Annotated in this window: 23 protein-coding genes; 21 read left to right on the top strand and 2 right to left on the bottom strand. The window is 68.6% G+C overall.

What is annotated here, in order from left to right; translation table 11 throughout:
• The coding region (locus tag F3H32_RS00005) for a transposase (RefSeq protein WP_149763267.1) at positions 1 to 273 on the bottom strand (273 nt) is incomplete at its 3' end.
• Between the two features lie 345 nt (positions 274 to 618).
• On the opposite strand from F3H32_RS00005, the gene F3H32_RS00010 reads away from it, so the two are divergent.
• From F3H32_RS00010 to F3H32_RS00020, 3 genes are all read left to right on the top strand, one after another.
• Positions 619 to 1,614 carry an ABC transporter substrate-binding protein gene (locus F3H32_RS00010; RefSeq protein WP_149763269.1) on the top strand — a complete coding sequence of 332 codons (996 nt, stop codon included), beginning with the start codon at positions 619 to 621 and terminating at the stop codon, positions 1,612 to 1,614.
• Positions 1,615 to 1,689: 75 nt separating this feature from the next.
• Positions 1,690 to 2,571 (top strand): ABC transporter permease, encoded by an 882-nt coding sequence (locus F3H32_RS00015; RefSeq protein ID WP_149763271.1) that lies wholly within the window; start codon positions 1,690 to 1,692, stop codon positions 2,569 to 2,571.
• Entirely contained in the window at positions 2,568 to 3,611 is a 1,044-nt protein-coding gene (locus F3H32_RS00020) for a quaternary amine ABC transporter ATP-binding protein (RefSeq protein WP_149763273.1), read from the top strand. The genes F3H32_RS00015 and F3H32_RS00020 overlap by 4 nt, the downstream gene beginning before the upstream one ends.
• Before the next feature lie 84 nt (positions 3,612 to 3,695).
• On the opposite strand, the gene F3H32_RS00025 is transcribed toward F3H32_RS00020, so the two are convergent.
• Positions 3,696 to 4,229: a CAP domain-containing protein gene (locus F3H32_RS00025; protein ID WP_223191297.1), complete on the bottom strand. Its 534-nt coding sequence runs from the start codon at positions 4,227 to 4,229 to the stop codon at positions 3,696 to 3,698.
• 277 nt (positions 4,230 to 4,506) lie between these two features.
• On the opposite strand from F3H32_RS00025, the gene F3H32_RS00030 reads away from it, so the two are divergent.
• The 18 genes from F3H32_RS00030 to malQ all read left to right on the top strand — a co-directional run bounded on the left by F3H32_RS00030 (position 4,507) and on the right by malQ (position 26,511).
• Complete coding sequence (locus F3H32_RS00030) at positions 4,507 to 5,385, top strand: MBL fold metallo-hydrolase (RefSeq protein ID WP_149763275.1); 879 nt, start codon at positions 4,507 to 4,509, stop codon at positions 5,383 to 5,385.
• A gap of 46 nt (positions 5,386 to 5,431) precedes the next feature.
• The gene (locus F3H32_RS00035) at positions 5,432 to 6,724 is read left to right on the top strand and encodes an SDR family oxidoreductase (RefSeq protein ID WP_149763277.1); all 1,293 of its coding nucleotides are present in this window, start codon (positions 5,432 to 5,434) and stop codon (positions 6,722 to 6,724) included.
• Positions 6,724 to 7,197, top strand: coding sequence for a DUF2269 family protein (locus tag F3H32_RS00040; protein ID WP_149763279.1), 474 nt, complete (start codon positions 6,724 to 6,726; stop codon positions 7,195 to 7,197). Before F3H32_RS00035 ends, F3H32_RS00040 begins: the two co-directional genes overlap by 1 nt.
• 107 nt (positions 7,198 to 7,304) lie before the next feature.
• The gene (locus F3H32_RS00045; protein WP_149763281.1) at positions 7,305 to 7,817 is read left to right on the top strand and encodes an SWFGD domain-containing protein; all 513 of its coding nucleotides are present in this window, start codon (positions 7,305 to 7,307) and stop codon (positions 7,815 to 7,817) included.
• A gap of 146 nt (positions 7,818 to 7,963) precedes the next feature.
• On the top strand, positions 7,964 to 8,383 hold the full coding sequence (locus tag F3H32_RS00050; RefSeq protein WP_149763283.1) for a DUF2946 family protein: 420 nt from the start codon (positions 7,964 to 7,966) through the stop codon (positions 8,381 to 8,383).
• A gap of 67 nt (positions 8,384 to 8,450) precedes the next feature.
• A complete protein-coding gene (locus F3H32_RS00055; RefSeq protein WP_223191298.1) occupies positions 8,451 to 9,017 on the top strand; it encodes a copper chaperone PCu(A)C in 567 nt (188 codons plus the stop codon).
• The gene (locus tag F3H32_RS00060) at positions 9,004 to 9,630 is read left to right on the top strand and encodes an SCO family protein (protein ID WP_115757278.1); all 627 of its coding nucleotides are present in this window, start codon (positions 9,004 to 9,006) and stop codon (positions 9,628 to 9,630) included. The genes F3H32_RS00055 and F3H32_RS00060 overlap by 14 nt, the downstream gene beginning before the upstream one ends.
• 140 nt (positions 9,631 to 9,770) lie before the next feature.
• Positions 9,771 to 10,904 (top strand): aminodeoxychorismate synthase component I, encoded by a 1,134-nt coding sequence (locus tag F3H32_RS00065; RefSeq protein WP_223191299.1) that lies wholly within the window; start codon positions 9,771 to 9,773, stop codon positions 10,902 to 10,904.
• On the top strand, positions 10,856 to 11,491 hold the full coding sequence (locus F3H32_RS00070) for an aminotransferase class IV family protein (RefSeq protein WP_149763287.1): 636 nt from the start codon (positions 10,856 to 10,858) through the stop codon (positions 11,489 to 11,491). The genes F3H32_RS00065 and F3H32_RS00070 overlap by 49 nt, the downstream gene beginning before the upstream one ends.
• A gap of 184 nt (positions 11,492 to 11,675) precedes the next feature.
• Positions 11,676 to 12,728 carry a quinolinate synthase NadA gene (gene nadA / locus F3H32_RS00075; RefSeq protein ID WP_149763289.1) on the top strand — a complete coding sequence of 351 codons (1,053 nt, stop codon included), beginning with the start codon at positions 11,676 to 11,678 and terminating at the stop codon, positions 12,726 to 12,728.
• 3 nt (positions 12,729 to 12,731) lie between these two features.
• Positions 12,732 to 14,297 carry an L-aspartate oxidase gene (locus F3H32_RS00080; RefSeq protein WP_149763291.1) on the top strand — a complete coding sequence of 522 codons (1,566 nt, stop codon included), beginning with the start codon at positions 12,732 to 12,734 and terminating at the stop codon, positions 14,295 to 14,297.
• Positions 14,294 to 15,145 carry a carboxylating nicotinate-nucleotide diphosphorylase gene (nadC, locus tag F3H32_RS00085; protein ID WP_149763293.1) on the top strand — a complete coding sequence of 284 codons (852 nt, stop codon included), beginning with the start codon at positions 14,294 to 14,296 and terminating at the stop codon, positions 15,143 to 15,145. The genes F3H32_RS00080 and nadC overlap by 4 nt, the downstream gene beginning before the upstream one ends.
• 109 nt (positions 15,146 to 15,254) lie before the next feature.
• Positions 15,255 to 17,651 carry a glycogen/starch/alpha-glucan phosphorylase gene (locus F3H32_RS00090; RefSeq protein ID WP_149763295.1) on the top strand — a complete coding sequence of 799 codons (2,397 nt, stop codon included), beginning with the start codon at positions 15,255 to 15,257 and terminating at the stop codon, positions 17,649 to 17,651.
• Between the two features lie 21 nt (positions 17,652 to 17,672).
• Positions 17,673 to 19,874, top strand: coding sequence for a 1,4-alpha-glucan branching protein GlgB (gene glgB / locus F3H32_RS00095; protein ID WP_149763297.1), 2,202 nt, complete (start codon positions 17,673 to 17,675; stop codon positions 19,872 to 19,874).
• Positions 19,875 to 19,918: 44 nt separating this feature from the next.
• Positions 19,919 to 21,184 (top strand): glucose-1-phosphate adenylyltransferase, encoded by a 1,266-nt coding sequence (glgC, locus tag F3H32_RS00100; protein ID WP_149763299.1) that lies wholly within the window; start codon positions 19,919 to 19,921, stop codon positions 21,182 to 21,184.
• Positions 21,181 to 22,581, top strand: coding sequence for a glycogen synthase GlgA (gene glgA / locus F3H32_RS00105; RefSeq protein ID WP_149763301.1), 1,401 nt, complete (start codon positions 21,181 to 21,183; stop codon positions 22,579 to 22,581). Before glgC ends, glgA begins: the two co-directional genes overlap by 4 nt.
• Positions 22,581 to 24,680: a glycogen debranching protein GlgX gene (gene glgX, locus F3H32_RS00110; protein WP_149763303.1), complete on the top strand. Its 2,100-nt coding sequence runs from the start codon at positions 22,581 to 22,583 to the stop codon at positions 24,678 to 24,680. Before glgA ends, glgX begins: the two co-directional genes overlap by 1 nt.
• A complete protein-coding gene (gene malQ, locus F3H32_RS00115) occupies positions 24,673 to 26,511 on the top strand; it encodes a 4-alpha-glucanotransferase (protein ID WP_149763305.1) in 1,839 nt (612 codons plus the stop codon). The genes glgX and malQ overlap by 8 nt, the downstream gene beginning before the upstream one ends.
• Positions 26,512 to 26,516 lie beyond the last annotated feature (5 nt).

Raw genomic sequence — 26,516 nt, forward strand, 5'->3', positions numbered from 1 at the left:
TTTCATGTCGGGATCATCGGACAATGCTTTGAAGATACGCTCAAATACTCCCGCGGCACCCCAATCCCGGAAACGGCGGTAGACCGAGTTCCATTTCCCGAACTCCTCCGGAAGATCGCGCCATTGCGCCCCAGTCCGAGCGATCCAGAAAACCGCCTCGAGAAAAAGGCGTGCATCACCGCCCGTTCGGCCGGGATCGGTCTTCTTGCCCAAGCAATGCGGCTCAATCTTCGCCCACTGGCAATCCGTGACGATGTAGCGTTCAACTGGCATCCAAACCTCCCGTTTGGAAAGCTTGAATCAGAAATCAGCTGACAGGGGAATCCTGATACTCAACAGACCCTAGACCGGCTTGATGACAGCCCGGTGTCATGCGGCGTCCCATCTGGGGAACGCGACGGCAGAACGCGACGACGGGTCGCAATGGCCGCCCCGTGATGTATTTGAACTTTTCGAATCACGCCCTATAATACTGCGCACCGAAATCGGGGCCGCTGGCCCCATTCCCTGCAACAGGGTCGCAACCGACCCGCGGAGGTGATCGGCGTTCGGCGCCGATTGGTTTCGCCCCCCGCGCCGCGTCCCCGTGGTGCGATGAAATTCCGGAGAGAACGATTTATGGGCAGATTTCTTGCTTCGACCACGCTTGCCTTTTTCGCGGCGGGCGTCCCCGCATTCGCGGCCGAGGACACATGCGGCACGATCACCATAGCCGAGATGAACTGGGCCTCGGCGGGGCTGGCGGCTTGGGTCGACAAGATCATCCTGGAAGAAGGTTACGGCTGCGAGGTCGGGCTGGTCGCGGGCGACACCATGCCCACTTTCACCTCGATGAACGAAAAGGGAGAGCCGGACCTGGCGCCCGAGCTTTGGGTGAACGCGGTCAAGGAGCCGCTGGACCAGGCGGTGGCCGAGGGGCGGATCGTCATCGCCTCGCAGATCCTGTCCGATGGCGGGGTCGAGGGCATCTGGGTCCCGACCTGGCTGGCAGAGGAACATGATATCCGCACGCTCAAGGACGCGCTTGCGCATCCCGAGCTGTTCCCCGGCGCCGAGGACGAAAGCAAGGGCGCCTGGTTCAGTTGCCCGTCCGGCTGGGCCTGCCAGGCGATCAACCGCAACCAGTTCCTGGGTTCGGGCGCTGATGAAAAGGGGTTCGAACTGGTCGATTCGGGCTCGGCCGCGGCGCTGGACGGCTCGATCGCGCGGGCGGCGAACCGCAACGAAGGCTGGCTGGGCTATTACTGGGCGCCCACCGCCATCCTGGGCCAGCATGACATGACCCGCCTGGACCTGGAGGCCGAGTTCGACCGCGAGCGCTGGGATACCTGCATCGTCCAGCCCGACTGCGCCGATCCGCAGGTGACGGAATGGCCGGCCTCGGACGTCTATACCGCCGTGACCAGCGAGTTCGCGCAAAAGGCCGGCGTGGCGATGGACTATGTCAAGACCCGGTCCTGGAGCAATGACACCGTGAACGGCATGCTGGCCTGGATGGTCGAGAACCAGGCCAATAACGAAGATGCCGCCTATGAATTCCTGGAGCGGCACGAGGAAATCTGGGCCGACTGGGTTCCTGCGGATGTGGCCGAAAAGGTCAAGGCGGCGCTCTGACCTGCGCCTTCGCGCCTGACGGGCAAGATCGCGGGCCGCGGTCTTGCCCATTTCCATTTCCAAAGGACAAAACACATGGACATGTTCCGTTTCCCGGAAATGAGCCGAGGGAACCTGCGCGCCATGCGCCAGACGATCGACGGCGCCTTCCGGGATTTCACCCGCGCCTGGGGAGACACGCTGGAAGCGATATTCGAGCCGCTGCAAGACCTGCTAACGCTGATCGAGAACCTGCTGCTCCGCTCGCCCTGGGCGCTGGTGCTGGTGGTGCTGGCCGCCGGGATCTGGCTACTTAGCCGAAGCTGGAGGATCGCGCTGGGATCGGTGCTGGCGCTTCTGCTGGTCGGTTATTTCGGCATGTGGGAGGACACGATGCGCACCATCGCCATGGTCTTGGTCTGCACCCTGATCGCCGTGGTGATGGGCATCCCCGTGGGCATCGTCATGGCGCAGTCGAACCGCGCAAGCGGGCTGGTGACGCCGATCCTGGACATGATGCAGACCATGCCGAGCTTTGTCTATCTGATCCCGGTGGTGATGATCTTTGGCCTGGGCAAGGTGCCGGGGCTGATCGCCGTGGTGATCTATGCCATTCCGCCGGTGATCCGGCTGACCAATCTGGGCATCCGGCAGGTGGCGCCCGACGTGCTGGAGGCGGCCGAGGCCTTTGGCTCGTCCGGCTGGCAAAAGCTGCGCGACGTGCAACTGCCGCTGGCATTGCCGACGATCATGGCCGGGATCAACCAGACCATCATGATGAGCCTTGCCATGGTCGTCGTCGCCTCGATGATCGGGGTGCGGGGCCTGGGCCAGCCGGTGCTTCAGGCGATCAACCAGCAATATTTCACCATGGGGGTGATGAACGGCCTGGCCATCGTCGCGATCGCCATCATCATGGACCGCACCACGCAGGCCTATGGCAAGCGGCTGCAAAAGCACACGGAGGCCGGCAGATGAACAAGGCGGGCACGCATGACATCGAAATCCGCGATCTCTACAAGATCTTCGGCCCCGACGCCCATCGCCATATAGATGCGGTCAAGGGCGGGCTGACCAAGGCCGAACTGAACGACCGCCACAACCATGTGCTGGGCTTGCAGGACATCAACCTGACCATCCCGCATGGCCGCATCACCGTCATCATGGGGCTGTCGGGGTCGGGCAAGTCGACGCTGATCCGCCATATCAACGGGCTGATCCGGCCCACGGCGGGGCAGGTGCTTTACGACGGGCTGGACGTGGTGACAATGACCCCGGCGCAGCTACGCGGCTTTCGCCGGCAAAAGACTGCGATGGTGTTCCAGAAATTCGCGCTGCTGCCGCATCGCACGGTGCTGCGCAACGTAGCCTACGGGCTGGACATCCGCGGCATCGCCGCGGCCGAAGAGCGCGCCCGCCACTGGATCGGCCGCGTCGGGCTGGAGGGCTACGAGGACTATTATCCCCGCCAGCTTTCCGGCGGCATGCAGCAGCGCGTGGGCCTGGCGCGGGCGCTGGCCAATGATGCCGAGATCCTGCTGATGGACGAGGCGTTTTCGGCGCTGGACCCTCTGATCCGCATGGACATGCAGTCGATCCTGCTGGAATTGCAGCAGGAATTGCGCAAGACCATCGTCTTCATCACCCATGACCTGGACGAGGCGCTGCGGCTGGGCGACAAGATCGCCGTCTTGCGCGACGGCGCGATGGAGCAGGTGGGCAACGGCCAGGATATCGTCCTGCGGCCCGCCAACGCCTATATCGCCGAATTCGTGCGCGAGGTGAACCGCGGCCGCATCATCGAGGCGCGCACCATCGCCGCGCCCGCCACCGGCGAGCGGTTGCCCGAGTTTACCGTTAAGGCGCGCTCCAAGCTTGACCTTGTGGCGCGCCGCATGACCAAGGCCGGGGTGTCCCACGCGCAGGTGCGCGACGGCGAAGTGCTGGTCGGCATCATCGACCTGCCGTCGATCCTGGAGGCGATGGTCAACCCCGCCGACGCCGCAAGCGACGACTGAACCGCGCAAGGGGGCTTTCGGCAAGGTCCGAAGGCCCCTTTCGTCCCTGGCAGGCGGCGGGGCGGCGGCGGTCCTTCATGCGTCCTAGCGGGGCGCGGCATAGACCGCGGCCCAGAACCGGGTGCGGCCGTCCGCGCCGGTGGCATAGCCGATGCCGAACTGCCGGACCTGGGGGATCAGGATATTGGCCAGATGGCCACCGGAACTGTTCCATTCCCGCAGCACCTGCCCGGCGTCATAGGGACCGGCGGCGATGTTTTCGGCAGTGATGCGCGGCGCATATCCCAGCGCCTTGATCCTTTGCGCCGGGCCGCTGCTGCGGCTGCCGGCATGGGTCATGCGCCCGCGCTGCGCCATGTCGCAGGCATGCGCGGCCGCCGCGCGCGACAGCAGCGCATTGGCGCTGACCGGGGAAAGCCCGGCCTGCGCCCGCGCCCGGTTCGTCGCGGCCACGCCCAGGGCGATGACCTGGGCGCTTGGCGCCTCGCAATCGACGCGGCCGGGCGGCGCGGCCTGCACGTCGTCGGGCCCGCCCTGCGGCGTCGGTGCCGCGCAGGCGGCCAGCATCATGCAGGCGGCCAGGGCGGCCCGCGGCCCGTTCCAAACTTCATGCGACATCGTCCATCTCCTGATCTGGTGGATTGCGCCGACGGCGGAACTGAAAACGCGGAACTGAAAACCCCAGGGCGTCGCGTCCCGGAACCGGGTGCGTCGGCCGCGCGGCGCGTCTGGTTGCGGCCGATGCGGGGCTGCGATTTCCCTGCACGTCATGCGTGCGCAACCCCTGCCGGCGCGCATTGTTCCGAAACGCCGCCCGCCGCGCCCAGGAACAAAGCCGCGGCCTGGCGGTTCACCGCTGCCCCTGCAAGGCCATGAAACCATGAAGGACGCGCCGATGACCACGCAGATCAAGCTTGATGATGCCTGCCTTGCCCCGGTCGAGGATGGCGGGGACGGCACCAACGGCCTGGCCGAAGATCTGGCCTGCCTGCGCCTGTCCATCGTGAACTGCCTGTTCTACGGCAGGCCCGGCAGCGATGGCTGGGTGCTGATCGACACCGGCCTGGCCAGTTCGGCCGGGACCATACGCGACCGGGCCAGCCGCCGCTATGGCGACGCGCGGCCGGCGGCGATCATCCTGACGCATGGGCATTTCGACCATGTCGGCTCGGCCGCGGCGCTGGCCGAGGAATGGGACGTGCCGATCTATGCCCATATGCTGGAGCGGCCCTATCTGGACGGCACCGCCGCCTATCCGCCGGCCGACCCCTGGGTCGGCGGCGGTCTGATGACGATATTGTCGCCGCTTTATCCCACCGGGCCGGTCGATCTGGGCGCCCGGCTTAGGCCGCTGCCCCAGGATGGCTCGGTTCCCGCGATGCCAGAATGGCGCTGGCTGCACACGCCGGGCCATGCGCCGGGCCATGTCTCGCTGTGGCGCGAGCGCGACGGCGTGCTGGCGGCCGGCGACGCGGTCATCGCGACCGGCCAGGAATCCGCCTATGAGGTGATGGTCCAGCAGCCCGAGATGCACGGCCCGCCGCGCTATTTCACCCCCGACTGGGCGGCGGCGCACCGCTCGGTGCAGCTTTTGGCCGCGCTGGGGCCGCAGCTTCTTGTCACCGGCCACGGCCCGGCGCTGGCGGGGCAGGGGATGGGCCGGGCGCTGTTCCGGCTGGCGCGCGATTTCGAAGACATCGCCGTGCCGCGGGGCGGCCGCTATGTCCGCGACCCGGCCACGGCCGAAAACGGCAGCGCCTATCGGCAGCCATAGCAAGGGAAGGATCCGCGATGAAGCGCGCAGCGACGGGGGGTTGGCGATGACGACCGTCATGGTCACCGGGGCGACGGGGCTGATCGGGCAAAGCGTCTGCGCCCGGCTGGCGGCCCAGGGGCATCGCGTGATCGGCGTCAGCCGCAGCGCCCGCCGCACCGGCTTTGGCGCGGTATCGGACTGGCTGCGCGTCGATTTCGCCCAGGCCACCGACCCCCAGGTCTGGCTGCCGCATCTGCGCGGGATCGACGCGGTGGTCAATTGCGTCGGCGTCTTGCAGGACAACCCGCGCGAAGATACCGGCACCGCGCACGCGACCGGGGCCGAGGCGCTGTTTCGCGCCTGCGCCATGGCCGGGGTCGGCCGGGTCGTGCATTTCTCGGCCATCGGGGTCGAACGGCATCAGGCATCGGCCTTTTCGGCCAGCAAGCTTGCCGGCGACCGGGCGCTGGCGGGGCTGGACCTGGATTGGGTCATCCTGCGCCCCTCGGTGGTGCTGGGCGGTCCGGCCTATGGCGCCAGCGCGCTGATCCGCGGCCTTGCCGCGCTGCCGGTGGTGCCGATCATGCCCGGCACCGGCCCCTTGCAGGTCGTGGCGTTGGAGGATGTGGCCGACACCGTCGCCTTTTTCCTGCGCCCCGACGCGCCTGCCAGGATGGCGCTGGACCTGGCGGGGCCGGAACGGCTGTCTTTCGACAAGGTGGTCGCGCTTCACCGCGCCTGGCTTGGCTGGAAACCGGCGCGCCGCCTGGCCTTGCCGGGCTGGGTCGCGGCGCTGCTTTATCGGCTGGGCGACATGGTTGCCCGGCTGGGCTGGCGGCCGCCGCTGCGCAGCACCGCCCGGCGCGAGATCGCCCATGGCGCCATCGGCGATCCGGCACCCTGGCGCCAGGCGACCGGGATCGCGCCGCGCAGCCTGGCCCAGGCGCTTGCCCAAAGGCCCGCCTCGGTCCAGGAACGCTGGTTTGCGCGGCTGTATTTCCTCAAGCCCGTGCTGTTCGTGGTGCTGGTGCTGTTCTGGACGCTGACCGCCATCATCTCGCTGACCACCGGGTTCCAGAACGGGCTGGACCTGATGCACCGCGCCGAGACGGGGGCGCTGGCCGGGCCGGGCGTCGTGGCCGGGGCGCTTGCCGATCTGGCCATCGGGCTTGCCATCGCCTGGCGCGGGACGACGCGGCGTGGCCTGTGGGCGGCCATCGGGCTTTCATGCTTCTACATCGTCGCCGGCACGCTGCTGCTGCCGGAATTGTGGAACGAGCCGCTTGGCCCCTTGCTGAAGATCTGGCCGATCCTGGTCGCGCATTTCATGGCGCTTGCCATCCTGGACGAACGCTGATGCTGTATTATGCGCTGAAATACCTGCATATCATCGGCGCCTCGGTGCTGCTGGGGACGGGGGCGGGCATCGCCTTCTTCATGCTCTTGGCGCATTTGTCGGGCCGGGTGGCGCTGATTGCGGGCGTGGCGCGGATCGTGGTGATCGCCGATTTCCTGTTCACCGCCACGGCGGTCGTGGCGCAGCCGCTGACCGGGCTGGCGCTGGTCTGGCATCTTGGCTACGCGCTGTCGGACCATTGGATCGTGCTGTCGCTGCTGCTTTACCTGCTGACCGGCGTCTTCTGGCTGCCGGTGGTCTGGATGCAGATGCAGATGCGCGACCTTGCCCTTGCCGCGCTGGAAAGCGGGCAGGGCCTGCCGCCGCGCTATTTCCGGCTGTTCTGGACCTGGTTCGTCTTTGGCTTTCCCGCCTTTGCGGCGGTTCTGGGCATCTTCTGGCTGATGATCGCCCGCCCGGCCCAGATCTGGTAGGACGGCGCGCTTTTTTGGCGGATGCGGGAACATTCGGGCCGGGCCTTGGTTGTCCGCACCCAGCCGTCGCCGGCGGCTGTGATCTATCCGTGACACAGGAGGACAGCATGGCAGATCGTTGGAGGGATGAAGACCGCAATCGCTGGAATCGGGACGATGCCGGTCGCGATTACGGGCGCGGCAGCTATGGCCAGGCGCGCTATGGCCGCGACGACGACCGCAGCAGCTATGGCAGCGGCGATTATGGCCGGACGGACCGCTATGGCGATTACGGGCGCGGTGCCTATGGCACCCCCTATGGGGATTATTCCGGCAGGTCGCGCGGCTATGACGACGATTACGCCGCGCGCGATTTCCGGCGCGACCAGGGCTATGGCCGGGGCGATTACGACCGCTCGGACCGGCGCGGCTGGCAAGGCGATCGCGACCGCGGCGAGCGCGACTGGATGGACCGCGCCGGGGACGAGGTGTCCTCGTGGTTCGGCGACGAGGATGCCGAGCGCCGCCGCCGCATGGACCAGGCCCGCGATGATGCCGACCGCAGCCGCCGCGACTATGACCGCCTGGATGACCGCATGGGCGGAACCTGGCGCAATCGGTCGCGCGGCGACTACTGGTAAGGCGTCCGAAACGCTGTCGGCCCTGCGCCGGACCCGCCCCCGCGGCGGGTCCGGCTTTTTAGTGGCGGCGGGATCGGGGGCGACAGGATCGGGGGCGGCCAGATTGGCCCTTTCCAGCGGCGCGGATTTCTGACAGGTCTTGGCCCATGCGGGTTCGGAACGGATATCGGGCAAAGGGGCCTGAACGCGGCGCGCTGTCGCGGTCCTGGTGGCGCTGGCTGGCGGTGCTGCCCTTCCTGCTGTTCTCGGCGATCCTGCCGGGCACCATGGTCGCCCGCGACGCCCAGGGCACCATCAGCGTGGTGCTGTGTTCGGGCGACGGGCCGGTCCAGATGGCGGTGGCCGCCGATGGCAGCCTGGTCCCGGCGGACGAGACGCCCCATGACGGCCCGCATGCCTGCGACTGGAGCCTGCACGGCCAGCCGCTGATGCCGGGCGCCGCGGCAGGCGGGCCGCTGCCCGCGCCCCAGGCGGCCGGGCTAGCGCTATGGCCCGAACCGGCGGCCGCGCCGCCCGGACTTGCGGCCCCCGCGCCCCTGGCCCGCGGCCCGCCCCGTTTCATCTGACGGAAAACTACCCCGAACAACGGCGGCCCGCCTTCGGCGCCGCGCTTTCCATTGGATGAGGATGACCATGCAAACCCGTGTTTTCGCAGCAATCTGCGCTTCGATCCTTGGCCTTGCGGCCGCCCCGGCACTGGCCGATTCCGGCACGAAACAGCCCCAGGCCCATAACCATGCCCATGGCGCGGCCATGTCGGTCCCCGCCACGGCCCAGGGCGCGGTGACGCTGGGGGACCTGACGCTTCGCGGCGCCTTCAGCCGCGCCACGCCGCCCGGCGCGCCGGTGGCCGGCGGCTTTCTGACCATCGATAATGCCGGGGCCGCCGACCGGCTGGTCACGGCCCGAACCGATGTCGCCGGCCGCACCGAGATCCACGAAATGGCGATGGAGGGCGAGGTGATGCGGATGCGCGCCTTGCCCGAGGGCCTGCCCATTCCCGCCGACGGCACGGTTGAACTCAAGCCCGGCGGCTATCACCTGATGTTCATGGAATTGAAACAGCCGCTGGTCGAGGGCGAGACGGTCGATGTCACGCTGACCTTCGAAAAGGCGGGCGAGGTCAGCTTGCCCTTGGCCATCGGGCCGCGCAATGCCGCGGCGGTGATGCATGAAGGAGGCGGCCATGAAGGGCACTGAGCGGAAATCCGGGCTGAAACCCCTGCGCTATGCGCTTTGGGCGCTGGTGGCGCTGGCGCTGGTCGGGCTGGGCTGGTTCCAGTTCATCGCACCCCGCGCCGGCACCGGCTCGATCGTGGATGCGGGCACGGCGGCGCTGGGGCGGGGCGATTACCGGCTGGCGGCCACCGATGGCACGGAATTCACCCAGGCGACGCTGAAGGGCCAGCCTTCGGCGGTGTTCTTCGGCTTCACCCATTGCCCCGATGTCTGCCCGACCACGCTGGGCGACATCGCCGGCTGGCAGCAGGAACTGGGCGAGGAAGGCCGTGACCTGCGGGTGTTCTTCGTCACCGTCGACCCCGAGCGCGACACGGTCGAGGGGCTGCGCGAATATGTCTCGTGGGTGCCGGGCGTGGTGGGCGTTTCGGGCACGCCCGAAGAAATCGCCAAGGCGGTCAAGGCATTCCGCATCTATGCGCGCAAATCGCCGCTGGAGGGCGGGGACTACACCATGGACCATTCCTCGACCATGCTGCTGTTCGACGGCAACGGCGAATATGCCGGCCTGATCGGCTATCAGGAGGAAAGCGAGCGCGCGCTGGCCAGCCTGCGCCGCCTGCTGAACAGCTAAGCTGCGGCCAGGTTACGGCCAGGCTGCGGCCAGGCCCTTGCGGCGCCGGCCAAAGGGCGGCGTCGTCCATTCGGCGGCAGGCGGCCATTGTTCCCGCCCGCCTGCCCATGCTACCCCGCGCGCCAAGAATGGAGGCGTGCGTGATCCTTTGCGAATTCGGCCCCGCAGGCGGGCCGGTCCTGTTCCAGGACCCGCAGGAAGTGCTGGTCGTCAACCGGCCCGACCAGGTCGCCGCCGCCCTGGCCCGGCTAGAGGCGCGGCGCCGCCAGGGGGCCTGGATCGCGGGCTGGTTGTCCTATGAGCTGGGCTATGCGCTGGAGCCGGCGCTGGCCGGGGCCATGCCGGACGCAAGGCGCGCGCCGCTTTTGGCCTTTGGGGTCTATGACGCGCCCCGGCCCGCGCCGCCGCTGCCGGCGGGCGATGCGGCCCGGCTTGGCCCGGTTGCGCCGCTGATTTCCCGTTCCGACTATGCAGCCGCCTTTGCCCGGACGCGCCACTATATCGCCGCGGGCGACTGCTATCAGGTCAACCTGACCTTTCCCCTTGGCTCGCGCCTGGTCTCTGGCTCGGCGCTGGAGCTTTATGCCGCATTGGCCGCGCGCCAGCCGGTGGGCTTTGGCGCCTATGCCGATCTGGGGGCGGGGCCGGTCGTCGTCTCGCGCTCGCCCGAACTGTTCTTTCGCCTGGACGCGCAGGGCGGGATCGAGGCGCGGCCGATGAAGGGCACCGCGCCGCGCGACCCCGATCCCGCGCGTGACGCGGCCTTGGCGGCGGGGCTTGCGGCGTCGGAAAAGAACCGCGCCGAGAACCTGATGATCGTGGACCTGCTGCGCAACGACATCTCGCGCATCTCGCGCCTGGGTTCGGTGCGGGTGCCCGAACTTTTCGCCGTGGACAGCTTTGCTACCGTCCACCAGATGAGTTCGCGCGTCGTGGGCCAACTGGACCGCCCGGCGGAACTGGGCGCGCTGCTGCGGGCGCTGTTTCCCTGTGGCTCGATCACCGGCGCGCCCAAGATCCGCGCCATGCAGATCATCCGCGAGGTCGAGCCGTTCCCGCGCGGCGTCTATTGCGGCAGCATCGGCTGGATGGGGCCGGACGGCGCGGCCTGTTTCTCGGTCGCGATCCGCACCCTGTCGATCTGGCCGGATGGCGAAGTGACGTTGAATGTCGGCGGCGGCGTGGTGCAGGATTCCACCGCCGAGGGCGAATGGGAGGAGGCGCTGTGGAAAGCGCGCTACGTGCAGGATCTGACGACCCCGGATTGCGGCTGATCGAAACGGTGCTGTGGGACGGCGCCGGCTGCCCGCGGATCGAGGGGCATCTGGCGCGGCTTGCGGCCAGCGCGCGGGCGCTTGGCTGGCCCTGCGACGGGGCGGCGGCGCGGGCGGCGCTGACCGCACCCCAGGGCGTGCCGGCAAGGCTGCGGCTGACGCTGGACCGCGCCGGGCGGATCGCGGTGACGCGCGCCCCCCTGCCGCCCGCGCGCGGCGAATGGCGGCTGGCCCTGGCGGGCGCAAGCCTGGCTTCGGACGATCCCTGGCTGCGGCTGAAGACCACGCGGCGGCAACAATACGACGACGCCCGCGCCGCCATGCCCCAAGGGGTCGACGAGCTGCTTTTCCTTAACGAGCGCGGCCAGGTCTGCGAAGGCACCATCACCACGCTGTTCTTCGATCTGGGCCGGGGGATGCGGACCCCGCCCCTGTCCTGCGGCCTTTTGCCGGGGGTGCTGCGCGCCGCGATGCTGGCCCAGGGGCTTTGCCGCGAAGAAACCCTGCCGGCCGCGGAACTGCCGCGCGCGCGACTGTGGGTGGGCAATGCCCTTAGGGGGCTGATCCCGGCCGTCTGGACCGGCTAAGCCGCGGGGCGCCGGGGCATCGCGGACCGGGACACCATGCCGCCGGCGATTTGTAGCATTTGCGTTGCCCGAACGTCATCCATGGGTTAGGAAGCCCGACTTACAGGCTACGGCGGCCGCTGGCATCGGGGGCGGGGCGCATTATATCGGGGCCATGGCGACGCGGGCAGAGTGGGGGGACCGAATGCTCGATCTGACGACCATCCGCAGCGAGCTTGGCTCGCATTACGATCTGGAACCGTCGCTCGACCTGGCCGAGCGCATGGCCGACATCCATGCCCGCATGGGCCGCGTGATGCCCTGGCCCGACTGGGCGATCCATGCCCCCTATGTTGCCGCGATCAACCAGCTGAAAAAGGAACGCGGCGCCGTGGTGCTGGCGCATAACTACATGACGCCGCAGATCTATCACGGCATTTCGGACGTGGTGGGCGACAGCCTGGCGCTGGCCATTGCCGCGACCCAGGTCGAGGCGCAGGTGATCGTGCAATGCGGCGTGCATTTCATGGCCGAGACGTCAAAGATCCTGAACCCGCAGAAAACCGTGCTGATGCCCGACATGGCGGCCGGCTGCTCGCTGGCCGAAAGCATCACCGCCGAAGGGATCGCGGAAATGCGCGCGCGCTACCCCGGCGCGCCGGTGGTCAGCTATGTCAACACCACCGCCGAGGTAAAGGCCGCGTCCGACATCTGCTGCACCTCGGCCAATGCGGCGCAGATCGTCGCGGCGATGCCGGGCGACACGGTGATCATGACCCCCGACAAGTGGCTGGCGCAGAACGTGGCCAAGCAGGTGCCGCAAAAGCGCGTGGTCTGGTGGGACGGGGCCTGCATCGTGCATGAACAGTTCACGCCCCAGGACCTGCGCGATTTCCGCGCCTGGAATCCGGGGCTGAAGATCATCGCCCATCCCGAATGCCCGCCCGACGTGGTGGCCGAGGCCGATTACGCCGGCTCGACCGCCAATATCCAGGGCTGGGTCGAGACTGAGCGGCCGAAGCAGGTGATGCTGGTCACCGAATGCTCGATGGCCTCGAACATCTCGGACGCGAACCCGGATGTCGAGTTCCTGGGTCCCTGCAACATGTGCCCCTATATGCAGAAGATCACCCTGGAAAAGGTGCTGTGGTCGCTGCACAGCATGACCGGCGTGGTCGAGGTCGATCCCAAGGTCGCGGACCGTGCCCGCCTGGCGGTGCAGCGCATGATCGACCTGTCGCAGCGCCTGGCGGCCTGACGGATGCGCGAGCTTTCGACCGACCGCGTCGTCATCGTCGGCGCGGGGCTGGGCGGGCTTTACGCGGCGTTGAAACTGGCGCCGCGCCCGGTGCTGATGATCTCGCCCGAGGTTCTGGGCCGTGGGGCCAGTTCCGCCTGGGCGCAGGGCGGCGTGGCGGCGGCCATGGACCCCGCCGACAGCGCCCAGGCCCATGCCCGCGACACGCTTCGCGCCGGGGCGGGCACCGTCGATCCCGCCATCGCGGCGCTGGTCACGCAAGAGGCGCGAGCGCATATCCTGGACCTGACCCGGCTGGGCACCCCCTTCGACCGCAAGCCGGACGGCGGCTATGTGCTGTCGCGCGAGGCGGCGCACGGCTTTGCCCGCGTCGTGCGGGTGCGCGGCGACCAGGCCGGGGCCGAGATCATGCGCGCGCTGGTCGCCTGCCTGCGCGAGGCGCCTTCGGTGCAGGTGCTGGAGGGGGTGGTCGCCACCGGCCTGCGCGCCCAGGACGGCGCGGTTGCGGGGGTCGAGGTGGCGCTTGCCGGTCCGCAGGGTTCGGCCCCGGTCCTGATCCGCGCGCCTGCGGTGCTGCTGGCGGGCGGCGGCTCGGGCGGGCTTTATGCGCTGACCACCAACCCGCCGCGCATCCGCGGCCAGGCCATCGGCATGGCGGCGCGGGCGGGGGCCCAGATCGCGGATGCGGAATTCGTGCAGTTCCACCCCACCGCCATAGATTGCGGCCAAGACCCCGCGCCGCTGGCGACCGAGGCGCTGCGCGGCGAAGGGGCGCATCTGCTGAACCGGCTGGGCGAACGCTTCATGGCGGCCCTGCATCCCGATGCCGAACTGGCGCCGCGCGACGTGGTGGCGCGCGCGATCTATGCCCAGACGCAGGCGGGCTTGCGGCCGGTGCTGGACACCCGCGCCTGCCTGGGCGACCGTATCCTGGCCGAGTTTCCGGCCGTCGCCGGTGCCTGTGCGCGGGCGGGGATCGACCCGACGCGCCAGCCGATCCCGGTCGCCGCCGCCGCGCATTACCACATGGGCGGGGTGGCGGTGGATGACGACGGGCGCGCCAGCCTCGACCGGCTTTGGGTCTGCGGCGAGGCAAGCTCGACCGGGCTGCACGGCGCGAACCGGCTGGCCTCGAACGGGCTTTTGGAGGCGCTGGTCTTTGCCCGCCGCTGCGCGCTGTCAATCGAGGCGCGGCTTGGTCCTGTGCAGGACGCGGCCCTGGTGACGCTACCCGACCTGCCGCCCGGCCCCACGCCCGACCCGGCGCTGGTCGCCCGCCTGCGCCGCGCCATGACCGAGGGCGCGGGCGTCCTGCGCGATGCCCAGGGCCTGACCCGCTGCCTGCGCGAGATCGCCGCCATCGAGGCGGCGCAGCCCGATTGCCCGGCGCTTTTGAACATGACCGCCACCGCCACGTTGATCGCCGCCGCGGCGCTGATGCGGCAGGAAAGCCGCGGCGCGCATTGCCGCACCGATTTCCCGCAGACCCTGCCCGAAGGGCGCCGCTCGCGCCTGCGGCTTTCGCAGGCGCTGGCCCTGCGCGCCTCGCTTGAACCGGAGACGACATGACCCAGATGCCCCCTCTGCCCGAGATGATCCTGGAACCGCTGGTCCGGGCCGCGCTGACCGAGGATCTGGGCACCTATGGCGACATCACCACCCGCACGGTGATCCCGGCCGGCACCCGCTACCGGGCGCGGATCGTGGCGCGCGAGGCGGGCGTGGCCTCGGGGATGCAACTGGCGGCCATCGCCTTTCGCCTGATCGACCCAAGCCTGGACTGGCGGCAGCGCCATGCCGATGGCAGCCGCTTCCAGCCCGGCGACACGCTGGCCGAGATCGAGGGCGAGGCGGCCTCGATCCTTTCGGCCGAGCGGGTGGCGCTGAACTTTGCCGGCCGGCTGGCGGGCATCGCCACCCAGACCGCGGATTTCGTGGCCCAGGCGGCGGGCACGCGCGCCCGCATCACCTGCACCCGCAAGACCACGCCCGGCCTGCGCCTGGTCGAGAAACAGGCGGTGCTGCATGGCGGCGGCTTCAACCACCGCTTCAGCCTGTCGGATGCGATCCTGATCAAGGACAACCACATCGCCGCGGCGGGCGGCATCCGTCCGGTGCTGCAAGCCGTCAAGGCGCGGGCCTCGCACATGATGCGGGTCGAGATCGAGGTGGACCGGCTGGACCAGTTCGCCCAGGTGCTGGACGAAGGCGGCGCCGACGTCGTGCTGCTGGACAATATGGAGACGGCCGCGCTGCACGAGGCGGTGGCCATGGCAAGCGGCCGGGTGGTGCTGGAGGCGTCGGGCAACATGCGCCTGGCGCGCGTGGCCGAGGTGGCGGCGACGGGGGTCGATTACATCTCGGTCGGGGCGCTGACCCATTCGGCGCGCACGCTGGACCTGGGCCTGGATTTCTGACCCGACCGGGGCCGGGCGCCCGGCCCGCCGCCGCGCTTGCTTTCGATGATGGATGGCGTAAGCCAGTAGACAGGCCCGCAGCGGGCCTGGCTGCGAGCGAAGGTGATCCATGGCCAGGGACGATCCGCCCAAGTCCGGCATCCGCGACGCGATCCTGTGGCACCTGACCTATACGCTGGGCAAGGATCCCGACCATGCGCAGCTTTTCGACTGGCGGCTGGCGCTGAGCCATGCGGTGCGCGACCGCATCGTGGACCGCTGGATGGAATCGGCCCGCGCCACCCGGCGCGCCGGCGCCAAGCGGGTCTATTACCTGTCGATGGAATTCCTGATCGGCCGGCTGCTTCAGGACAATATCGTCAACCTGCAACTGGCGGACGAGACGCAGGCGGCGGTGGAGGGCTTTGGCCTGGATTACCGCGCCCTGCTGCTGGACGAACCGGACGCGGCGCTGGGCAATGGCGGGCTGGGGCGGCTTGCGGCCTGTTTCATGGAATCGCTGGCCACGATCGGCTGCCCGGCCCATGGCTACGGCATCCGCTATGAACATGGGCTGTTTCGGCAAAGCTTTGCCGCGGGCCGGCAGGTCGAGGCGCCCGAAGACTGGCTGGTCCAGCCCTTCGTCTGGCAGTTCGAGCGGCCCGAGGCGCGTTTCACCCTGGGATTCGGCGGCCATGTCGCCACGCATCAGGGCAAGCCGGTCTGGGAGCCGGAAAGCTTCGTGCAATCCGAAGCCTTCGACGTCCCGGTCATCGGCTGGCCGGGGAACTGGGCCAATACGCTGCGGCTATGGGCGGGGCGCGCGGTCGATCCCTTCGACCTGAGCCGCTTCAACGCCGGCGATTTCACCGCCGCTGCCGAGGCCGAGGCGCTGGCGCGCACCATCTCGCGCGTGCTTTATCCGCAGGATTCGACGGAAAAGGGCAAGCGGCTGCGGCTGACGCAGGAATATTTTTTCTCGGCCGCCTCGATCCGCGACATCCTGCGCCGGTTCGAGGTCGAGCATGGCGATCTTCGGCTCTTGCCGCGCAAGGTGGCGATCCAGCTCAACGACACCCATCCCGCCATCGCCGGGCCGGAACTGCTGCGCATCCTGCATGACGAACGCGGCCTGCCCTTTGACGAGGCGCTGGACATCACCAGGGCCTGCGTGAACTATACCAACCACACGCTGCTGCCCGAGGCGCTGGAAAGCTGGGGCGAGGGGCTGTTTTCGGACCTGCTGCCGCGGCATTTGCAGATTATCGAACGTATCGACGCGGCCGACGCCGGCGCGCATCCCGACCGCCGGGGCGGGGCCAGGGACCAGGGCCGGGTCCGCATGGGCGAGTTGGCCTTCATGCTGTCGAACCGGGTGAACGGCGTCTCGGCGCTGCATACCGGGCTGATGAAGACCACGGTTTTCGCCGACCGGCACCGGCTGCATCCCGACCGCATCGTGAACCAGACCAATGGCGTCACGCCGCGGCGCTGGCTTTTGGGATGCAACCCGCGCCTGTCGCGGCTGATCTGCGAAACCATCGGCCGGGGCTGGATTGCCGATCTGGAACAATTGCAGCGGCTAGAGCCCCATGTCGCCGATGACGGCTGGCTGGGGCGTTTCGCCGCCGCCAAGGCCGCGAACAAGGCCGATCTGTGCGACTGGACCCTGCGCGAACATGGCGTGGCGCTGGCCCCGGATGCGCTTTTCGATGTGCAGATCAAGCGCATCCACGAATACAAGCGCCAGCACCTGAACATCCTGGAAGCCATCGCGCTGTGGCAGGCGATGCGCGACGATCCGGGCGGCGGCTGGCCGGCGCGGGTCAAGATCTTTGCCGGCAAGGCCGCGCCGGGCTATGTCCTGGCCAAGCAGATCATCCGGCTGATCAACGACGTGGCCGCTGTCGTCAACGCCGACCCGGCGACGAATGAAGGGCTGCAAATCCTTTATCTGCCGAATTACAACGTCACCCTGGCCGAACGGCTGATCCCGGCCGCCGACCTGTCGGAACAGATCTCGACCGCCGGGAAAGAGGCGTCGGGCACCGGCAACATGAAATTCGCCCTGAACGGCGCGCCGACCATCGGCACGCTGGACGGCGCCAATGTGGAAATCCGCGAACGGGTGGGGGCCGAGAACTTCTTCCTGTTCGGCCTGACCGCCGAAGAGGCCGAGGCGCGGCGCCTGGTTCCCGACCATGCCGGCCGGGCCATCGCCGCCGATCCGCGCCTGGCCCGCGCGATCGAGGCGATCCGTTCGGGCACCTTCTGCCCCGACGAGCCGGACCGTTACGGCGATATCGTCGCGAACCTGACCGGGGCGGATTATTTCCTGGTCTGTTCGGATTTCGCCGATTACTGGCGCGCGCAGCGCCAGGTCGACCGGGCCTATGCCGACCGGGACGGCTGGGCGCGGATGGCGGCGCGGAACCTGGCGCGCTCGGGCTGGTTTTCTTCGGATCGGGCCATTCGCGGCTACATGCAGGACATCTGGGGCGCGCAAAGCCTGCTGGGGCGGGAATAGGGCCATCGCAAAGGGGGCACCATGGCGCAGATCGACCCAAAGGACCTTGGCGATCCCGCGATGCTGACCGGCATCACCGGCGGGCGTTTCGACGATCCCTTTGCGGTGCTGGGCCCGCATCGGCGGGGCGGCCTCCGCCATGTCACCGCCTTTGATCCCGGCGCGGCCGAGATGGCGGCGATGCTGGGAAGCCAGGCGCATCCGCTGGACCCGGTTGCCGGCCATCCTGGCCTGTTTCACGGCAAGGTGCCGGGCGCGGAACCCTATCTTTTGCGCGGTCGCGCCCAGGGTCGGGAATGGCTGGTCGAAGATGCCTATCGCTTTGGCCCGGTCCTGGGCGAGATGGACGAATATCTTTTGGGCGAAGGCACCCATCGCCGGCTGTGGCAGGCCCTGGGAGCGCATGTGATGACGCATCAAGGCATGGCGGGCACGCATTTCGCGGTCTGGGCGCCCAATGCGCGCCGCGTCTCGCTGATCGGGGATTTCAATGCCTGGGACGGGCGGCGCCATGTCATGCGCAGGCGCGGCGCAACCGGGGTCTGGGAAATCTTCATGCCCGGCTTGGCCGAAGGCGCGGCCTATAAATACGAGATCCTGGGCGCCTATGGCGGGCTGGCGCAAAAGGCCGACCCGGTCGGTTTCGGCGCCCAGCACCCGCCGGCCACCGCCTCGGTGGTGCGCGACATCGCGGGCTATGGCTGGTCTGATGGCGACTGGATGGCCGCGCGCGCCCAGGCGCAGCGCCGGGATCGGCCGATCTCGATCTACGAGGTGCATCTGGGCAGTTGGCGGCGCAAAGAGGGCGGGCGGCCCATCTCTTACCGCGAGGCGGCGGGCGAACTGGTCGATTACGCCAGGGACATGGGCTTTACCCATATCGAATTGCTGCCGATCAGCGAATATCCCTTTGACGGGTCCTGGGGCTATCAGCCGGTGGGGCTGTTTGCGCCCACCATCCGCTTTGGCCCTCCGCACGAGTTCCGCGACCTGGTGAACGCCGCGCACAGGGCCGGGCTGGGGGTGATCCTGGACTGGGTGCCCGGCCATTTCCCCACCGACCCGCATGGGCTGATGCGGTTCGACGGCACCGCGCTTTATGAACATGCCGACCCGCGCGAGGGGTTTCACCAGGACTGGAACACCCTGATCTACAATTACGGCCGCGCCGAGGTCAGGAATTACCTGATCGCCAATGCCCTGTATTGGCTAGAGGAATACCACGTCGACGGGTTGCGGGTTGATGCGGTGGCCTCGATGCTTTATCGCGACTATTCCCGCGCCCAAGGCGAATGGATCCCCAACAAGGATGGCGGGCGCGAGAATTACGAAGCCATCATCATGCTGCAAGAGATGAACCGCCTGGCCTATGGCCAAGAGCCGGGGATCATGACCGTGGCCGAGGAATCGACCAGCTATCCCGGCGTCTCGCATCCGGTGGATCAGGGCGGCCTGGGCTTCGGCTTCAAGTGGAACATGGGCTGGATGAACGACACGCTGGACTATATCCGCCGCGATCCCATCCACCGCCGGCACCACCATCACCAGATGACCTTCGGCCTGCACTACGCCTTCAGCGAGAATTTCATCCTGCCAATCAGCCATGACGAGGTGGTGCATGGCAAGGGGTCGATGCTGGCCAAGATGCCGGGCGACGAGGCCGAGAAATTCGCCAACCTGCGCGCCTATTACGGCTTCATGTGGGGCCATCCTGGCAAGAAGCTGCTGTTCATGGGCCAGGAATTCGCCCAAGCCGCCGAATGGGACCATGACGGCGAAATCGACTGGGCCGCGATCGGCAACCCGCTGCATCATGGGGTGCAGCTTCTGGTGCGCGACCTGAACGCCCTTTATCGCGCGACGCCCGCGCTTTACGCCAGGGATTGCGAGCCCGCGGGCTTTCAGTGGATCGAGGCCGACGACGCCGCCCATTCCATCCTGGCCTGGCTGCGGCGCGGGGGGGCAGGCGATCCCGAGGCGGTGGTGGTGTGCAATTTCACCCCGGTCGAGCGCCGCGGCTGGCGGCTGGGCTTTCCGCAGCCGGGCCCCTGGCGCGAGGTGCTCAACACCGATGCCGGGGTCTATGGCGGGGGCGGTCGGGGCAATCTGGGCCGCATCACCGCCCGGCCGGGCGGCAGCCACGGACAGCCCGCCCATGCCGATCTGCTGCTGCCGCCGCTTTCCACGCTGATCTTTGTAAGGGACGACCCGACGACCGCATAGAAACAGCCCGGGCGCCGGGCAAGGAAAAAGGGGAGGGCTGACAGATGGCACCGCACGAGGAAAGGCTTTCCAGAAGGTCCATGGCCTTCATCCTGGCCGGCGGGCGCGGATCGCGCCTGCACGAACTGACCGACCGGCGGGTCAAGCCCGCGGTCTATTTCGGCGGCAAGTCCCGCATCATCGACTTTGCCCTGTCCAATGCGCTGAATTCGGGCATCCGCAAGATGGCCTTGGCCACGCAATACAAGGCGCATTCGCTGATCCGCCATGTCCAGCGCGGCTGGAACTTCTTTCGCGCCGAGCGCAACGAGTTCCTGGACATCCTGCCCGCATCCCAGCGCTATGACGAAGCGATGTGGTATCGCGGCACCGCCGATGCCGTGGCGCAAAACATCGACATCATCGACAGCTACGGCGTCGATTACGTGCTGATCCTGGCGGGGGACCATATCTACAAGATGGATTACGAACTGATGATCCGCCACCATGTCGCGGCGGGCGCGGATGTGACGATCGGCTGCCTGACCGTGCCGCGGTCCGAAGCCTCGGCCTTTGGGGTGATGGCGGTCGATGAAGGCGACGTCGTCACCGGCTTTCTGGAAAAGCCCGCCGATCCGCCCGGCACCCCGGACGATCCCGAACTGACGCTGGCCTCGATGGGGATCTATGTCTTTCGCTGGGACCTGCTGCGCGACCTGCTGATCCGCGACATGCAGGACGACAATTCCAGCCATGATTTCGGCAAGGACCTGATCCCGGACATCGTCAAGCACGGCAAAGCGCAGGCGCATCGCTTTCCCGATAGCTGCGTGCGCTCGGGTCCCGATGCGCCGGCCTATTGGCGCGACGTGGGCACGCTGGACGCGTTCTGGCGGGCCAATATCGACCTGACCAACTTTACCCCCGACCTGAACCTTTGGGACCGCGACTGGCCGATCTGGACCTATTCCGAACTGGTGCCGCCGGCCAAGTTCATCCATGACGAGCCGGACCGCCGCGGCAGCGCCGTCAGTTCGCTGATCTCGGGCGGCTGCATCATCTCGGGCAGCGAGATCCGCGAATCGCTGCTGTTCACCCAGGTCCACACCAATTCCTATTCCAGCCTCGACCGTGCGGTGGTGCTGCCCTATGTCACGGTGGCCCGGCACGCGCGGCTGACCAATGTGATCATTGACCGCGGCGTGCGAATCCCCGAAGGGCTGGTCGTGGGCGAAGACCCCGGCGAGGATGCGCGGTGGTTTCGCGTCTCGGGCGGGGGCATCACGTTGATCACGCAGGACATGCTGGACCGAAGGGAAGCGTCTTCATGAGGGTTCTGTCCGTCGCCTCGGAATGTGTGCCGCTGGTCAAGACCGGCGGGCTTGCCGACGTGGCGGGGGCGCTGCCGGCGGCGCTGGCCGGGCAGGGGGTAGAGATGCGGGTGCTGCTGCCCGGCTACCCGGCGGTGATGGCCGCGCAGGCCCAGGCCAGGGTGCTGCGCGAAATTCCCGACCTTTTCGGCGGCCCGGCCCGTATCCTGCGCGGCGCCCTGGGCCGGGGGGTGCTGCATGTCCTGGATGCGCCGCATCTGTTCGACCGGCCGGGCGGCATCTATCTGGGCCCCGACGGCCGGGACTGGCCCGACAATCCGCAGCGCTTCGCCGCGCTTTGCCGGGCGGCGGCGCTGATCGCGGCCGAGGGGGCCGGGGGCTGGCGGCCGCAGGTGCTGCATCTGCATGACTGGCAGGCGGGGCTGACCCCGGTCTATCTGCGCGAGGCGGGGGTGGCGGATGTGCGCACGCTGCTGACCATCCACAACATCGCCTTTCAGGGCCTGGCCCCCGCCCATATGCTGTCCACGCTGCGCCTGCCCGCCGGGCTTTTCAATCCGCAAGGCATTGAATACTGGGGCCGGATCTCGGCGCTCAAGGCCGGGATCGTGCTGGCCGACAAGGTCTCGACCGTCAGCCCGACCTATGCCGAGGAACTGATGACCCCCGAATACGGCATGGGGCTGGAAGGGGTGCTGGCCGACCGCGCCGCCGATTTCACCGGCATCCTGAACGGCATCGACCTGGATGCCTGGCGCCCGCCTTACGATGCGCCCGCGGGCAAGGCGCCGCACCGCGCGGCGCTGCGCGCCGAACTGGGCCTGCCCGAGGCCGAGGGGCCGCTTTGCGTCGTGGTCTCGCGCCTGACCGGGCAGAAGGGGCTGGATCTCTTGATCGAGGCGCTGCCGGCGCTGCTGCGATGCGGCGGCCAGCTTGCGGTGCTGGGCACCGGCGACCCGGATCTGGAGGCCGCCCTGTCCCGGGCCGCGGCCGGCCATCCCGGCGTCGCGCTGCGGTTGGGCTATGACGAGGCGCTGTCGCGGCGCATGATCGCGGGCGGCGACGCGATCCTTGTCCCCTCGCGCTTCGAGCCTTGCGGGCTGACCCAGCTTTACGGGCTGCGCTTTGGCACCTTGCCGCTGGTGGCGCTGACCGGGGGGCTGGCCGATACGGTCATCAACGCCTCGGCCGCCGGGCTGGCGGCGGGGGTGGCGACGGGGCTGCAATTCCACCCCGTCGATGCCGCCGCGCTGGCCCATGCGCTGACCCGGCTTTGCGCGCTGTGGCGCCAGCCGGCGGCCTGGCAGCGCATGATGGCCAACGCCATGGCCTATCCGGTGGGCTGGGACGCCTCGGCCCGCGCCTATGCGCAACTGTTCCGGCAGATGGCCGGCTGATGACCGGGCGCGCCATCTTCGAAGGGCGACCCGAGCCGCTGGGCGCCACATTCGACGGCGAAGGGGTGAATTTCGCGGTCTTTTCGGAACATGCGCGCCGGGTGACCTTGTGCCTGTTCTCGCCCGACGGGCGGACCGAGATGCAGCGCCTGGACCTGCCCGAACGCGACGGCGATGTCTGGCACGGCTACATCCCCGGCCTGCGCCCCGGCCAGCTTTACGGGCTGCGCGCCGACGGCCCCTATGCGCCGGCCGAGGGGCATCGCTTCAATTATCACAAGCTGCTGCTTGACCCCTATGCCAAGCGGCTGACCCGGCACCCGGTCTGGCACGACGCGCTGATGGGCTATGCCGTAGGCTCGCCCGATGCCGATCTAAGCTTCGACCGCCGCGACAGCGCCCGCTTCATGTCGCGCTGCGTGGTCGAGGACCCGTCATTCGCCTGGGGTCCCGACCAGCCGCCGCGCCGCCCCATCGCCGAGACGGTGATCTACGAGGCCCATGTCAAGGGCCTGACCCGGCTGCACCCCGACGTGGCCCATCGGGGCAGCTTTCTGGGCCTGGCCTCGGACCCGGTGCTGGATCATCTGCAATCGCTGGGCATCACGGCGCTGGAACTGCTGCCGGTGCAGGCGTTCCTGAACGACCGCTTCCTGCTGGAAAAGGGGCTGGTGAATTATTGGGGCTACCAGACGCTGGGCTTTTTCGCCCCCGACCCGCGCTATCTGGCCAAGGGCCAGATCGCCGAGTTCCAGCACATGGTCGCCCGCATGCATGCCGCCGGGATCGAGGTGATCCTGGACGTGGTCTATAACCACACCGGCGAAGGCAACGAGATGGGCCCGACGCTGTCCTTTCGCGGCCTGGACAATCGCAGCTATTACCGCTTGCAGGAAAACCCGCGCCATTATGTGAACGACACCGGCACCGGCAATACGCTGAACGTCAATCACCCGATGGTGCTGCGCATGGTCATGGATTCCCTGCGCTATTGGGTCGAGGTGATGCATGTCGACGGCTTTCGCTTCGATCTTGGCGCCAGCCTGGGCCGGCGGGCGCGCGGCGGCTTCGACCGCAGCGCCTCGTTCTTCGACGCCATCCGCCAGGATCCGGTGCTGACGCGGGTCAAGCTGATCGCCGAGCCTTGGGACATCGGCCCCGGCGGTTATCAGCTTGGCGCCTTTCCGCCGCCGTTCCTGGAATGGAACGACCAGTATCGCGACGGCATCCGCCGCTTCTGGCGCGGCGACGACCACCAGGTGCCCGAGCTTGCCGGCCGCATGGCCGGTTCCGCCCGGCAGTTCGACCATTCCGGTCGCCCCGCCACGGCTTCGGTCAATTTCCTGACCGCGCATGACGGTTTCACGCTGATGGACCTGGTCAGCCATGCCGAAAAGCACAACGATGCCAATGGCGAGGAAAACCGCGACGGCCATTCGCAGAATTTCTCGGACAATATGGGCGTCGAGGGGGCCAGCGACGACCCCGCCATCCTGGATGCCCGCGCGCGCCGGCGCCGCAACCTTCTGGCGACGCTGCTGTTGTCGCAGGGCACGCCGATGCTGCTGGGGGGCGACGAGCTGGGCAATTCGCAGGGCGGCAACAACAATGCCTATTGCCAGGACAACGAAATCGGCTGGGTGCAATGGCAGGGCGCCGATCCGGCCTTCCTGGATTTCACCCGCCGGCTTATCGCCTTTCGCCGCGCCCATCCTGTCTTGCGGCAGAAACGCTTCCTGCATTCGCGCCCGCGCCTGACCGACGGGCTGCCCGACCTGTTCTGGCTGCGCCCGGATGGCGGGCAGATGACCTCGGCCGACTGGGGCGATCCGGCTCTGCGGGTGATCTGCGCCGAGCTGCGCATGGCCGCCGGCACCCCCGGCTATGCGCAGCGCGAAGAGGCGATGTTTCTGGTCTTCAACAATGGCGACGCGCAGGACGTGGTGCTGCCCGACCCGCCGCAGGGCTGGCGGTGGCGGCTGCATCTGGACACCAGCCGCCCCGACCTGGCCCCTCAGGCAGTCGGGGCCAAGCGGCTGGCGGTGGACGGGCAATCCGTCCTGGCCTTTGACCTGGAACAGGGGGACCAGGATGACTGATGCCCGCCTGATCCTGGCCGAACGGCTGGGCGTGTCGCGCGGCTTTCGCGATCATGCCGGGCAATGGCGCGAAACCCCGGTCGAGACCGCGGTGGCGCTGCTGGCCGCCCTGGGCCGGCCCGCGCCCACGGCCGCGCAGGCGCAGGCGGCGCTTTTGGACGAAGACGCCGGGCGGCTGCCGCAAGACGTGATCTGCGCCCCCGGCAGCCGGCCCGATCCGGGCTTTGACGCCTGGCGGCTGACGCTTGAGGACGGCGCCCAGTCCGAAGGGCGCGGCCTGCTGCCGCCGCTGCCGCTGGGCATCCACCGGCTAGAGGCGGCGGGGCGGAATTACACGCTGCTTTGCGCCCCCCCGGACCTGCCCCCGCCGGCGCGGTGCTGGGGGCTGATCGCGCCGCTTTACGGCATTTCGGCCGCGGGCATCGGCAGCTATGACGACCTGGCCCTGCTGGCGCAGGGCATGGCCCGCCACGGCGCGGCGTTCCTGGGCATCAATCCGATCCATGCCGGTTTCCCGACCCTGCCGCAGCTTTTCAGCCCCTATACCCCCTCGCATCGCCGGCGGCTGAACGTGATCCACCTGCCCGGCGGCGCCGGCAGTACCGGCCCCCGCGTCGATTATGCGCGCGACATTCCCGCCCGCATGGCGGCGCTGCGGGCCGAATACGATGGCAGGCCCGGCGATCCGGCCTTTGACGCCTGGCAGGCGGATCAGGGGGAAAGCCTGGACCGCTTTGCCCTGCACCAGGCGCTGTCGGCGCGCCTGGGCGCGTTCTGGGGCGACTGGCCGGCCGGCTTTGGCGCGCCCGACACGCCCGCCGCCCTGGCCGCGCGGGCGGAACTGGCCGAAGAGATGCGCTTTCACGCCTGGCTGCAATGGCGCGCCGAGCGCGCCCTGGCGGCGGCAGGGCAGGCGGCGCGGGACGGCGGCATGAAGCACGGGCTTTACCTGGACCTGGCCGTCGGCACCCACCCCCACGGCGCCGAGACATGGGAGGACCGGGCCAGCTTTGCCATGGGTGCCTCGCTTGGCGCGCCGCCCGACGGCTTCGCGCCCCAAGGGCAGAACTGGGGGCTGGCGCCCTTTAACCCGCTGGCGCTGCGCGCTGCGGCTTACGCGCCGCTGGCCCAGACGCTGCGCCGCCAATTGCAATTCGCCGGCTGCCTGCGCATCGATCATATCCCCGGATTCGAGCGCGCCTTCTGGGTGCCCGATGGCGCGCCGGGGGCCTATGTGGCCATGCCGCGCGACGCCATGCTGGCGGTGATCCGCATCGAGGCCGCCCGCGCCGGGCGGGCCGTCATCATCGGCGAAGACCTGGGCCATATCTCCGATGGCCTGCGAGAGGCCCTGGCGGCATCGGGCATCCTGGGTTGCCGCGTGGCGATGTTCGAGCGTGAGAGCCACCACCCCCCGGTCTTTCGCCCCGCGGCCGCCTATGACCGGGCGGCCGTCGCTAGCTTTTCGACCCATGACCTGCCGACCTGGCGCGGCTGGCGGCAGGGGGCCGACATCGCCGCCCGCGCCCGCCTTGCCGGGCAGGACGCCGCCGCCGCGCGCCAGGAACGCGCGCAAGAGGTCGCGGCCCTTGACCGGCTTTTACCCGATAACAGCCTGGATGCCCTGCACGGCTTTCTGGCCCGCACGCCGTCGCTGCTGGTGGCGGTGCAGGCGGAACTGCTGCTTGACATGGCCGACCAGCCGAACCTGCCCGGCACGGTCGGCGAATATCCCAACTGGCAAGCGCGCCTGCCGATGGCGGCCGGGGATTTCCCGGCATTGCCCTTGGTCGCGGGGACTGCCAGCATCATGCGCGACAACGATCGCTAAGGAGA

It is taken from the genome of Paracoccus thiocyanatus, from assembly GCF_900156255.1.
In the GTDB taxonomy this organism is placed as follows: Bacteria; Pseudomonadota; Alphaproteobacteria; order Rhodobacterales; family Rhodobacteraceae; genus Paracoccus; species Paracoccus thiocyanatus.

Bases quoted from the DNA above. Each gene is read 5' to 3' on its own strand.
- F3H32_RS00010 (WP_149763269.1), top strand. From the start codon at position 619: ATGGGCAGATTTCTTGCTTCGACCACGCTTGCCTTTTTCGCGGCGGGC.
- F3H32_RS00015 (WP_149763271.1), top strand. From the start codon at position 1,690: ATGGACATGTTCCGTTTCCCGGAAATGAGCCGAGGGAACCTGCGCGCC.
- F3H32_RS00020 (WP_149763273.1), top strand. From the start codon at position 2,568: ATGAACAAGGCGGGCACGCATGACATCGAAATCCGCGATCTCTACAAG.
- F3H32_RS00025 (WP_223191297.1), bottom strand. From the start codon at position 4,229: ATGTCGCATGAAGTTTGGAACGGGCCGCGGGCCGCCCTGGCCGCCTGC.
- F3H32_RS00030 (WP_149763275.1), top strand. From the start codon at position 4,507: ATGACCACGCAGATCAAGCTTGATGATGCCTGCCTTGCCCCGGTCGAG.
- F3H32_RS00035 (WP_149763277.1), top strand. From the start codon at position 5,432: ATGACGACCGTCATGGTCACCGGGGCGACGGGGCTGATCGGGCAAAGC.
- F3H32_RS00040 (WP_149763279.1), top strand. From the start codon at position 6,724: ATGCTGTATTATGCGCTGAAATACCTGCATATCATCGGCGCCTCGGTG.
- F3H32_RS00045 (WP_149763281.1), top strand. From the start codon at position 7,305: ATGGCAGATCGTTGGAGGGATGAAGACCGCAATCGCTGGAATCGGGAC.
- F3H32_RS00050 (WP_149763283.1), top strand. From the start codon at position 7,964: ATGCGGGTTCGGAACGGATATCGGGCAAAGGGGCCTGAACGCGGCGCG.
- F3H32_RS00055 (WP_223191298.1), top strand. From the start codon at position 8,451: ATGCAAACCCGTGTTTTCGCAGCAATCTGCGCTTCGATCCTTGGCCTT.
- F3H32_RS00060 (WP_115757278.1), top strand. From the start codon at position 9,004: ATGAAGGGCACTGAGCGGAAATCCGGGCTGAAACCCCTGCGCTATGCG.
- nadA (WP_149763289.1), top strand. From the start codon at position 11,676: ATGCTCGATCTGACGACCATCCGCAGCGAGCTTGGCTCGCATTACGAT.
- F3H32_RS00080 (WP_149763291.1), top strand. From the start codon at position 12,732: ATGCGCGAGCTTTCGACCGACCGCGTCGTCATCGTCGGCGCGGGGCTG.
- nadC (WP_149763293.1), top strand. From the start codon at position 14,294: ATGACCCAGATGCCCCCTCTGCCCGAGATGATCCTGGAACCGCTGGTC.
- F3H32_RS00090 (WP_149763295.1), top strand. From the start codon at position 15,255: ATGGCCAGGGACGATCCGCCCAAGTCCGGCATCCGCGACGCGATCCTG.
- glgB (WP_149763297.1), top strand. From the start codon at position 17,673: ATGGCGCAGATCGACCCAAAGGACCTTGGCGATCCCGCGATGCTGACC.
- glgC (WP_149763299.1), top strand. From the start codon at position 19,919: ATGGCACCGCACGAGGAAAGGCTTTCCAGAAGGTCCATGGCCTTCATC.
- glgA (WP_149763301.1), top strand. From the start codon at position 21,181: ATGAGGGTTCTGTCCGTCGCCTCGGAATGTGTGCCGCTGGTCAAGACC.
- glgX (WP_149763303.1), top strand. From the start codon at position 22,581: ATGACCGGGCGCGCCATCTTCGAAGGGCGACCCGAGCCGCTGGGCGCC.
- malQ (WP_149763305.1), top strand. From the start codon at position 24,673: ATGACTGATGCCCGCCTGATCCTGGCCGAACGGCTGGGCGTGTCGCGC.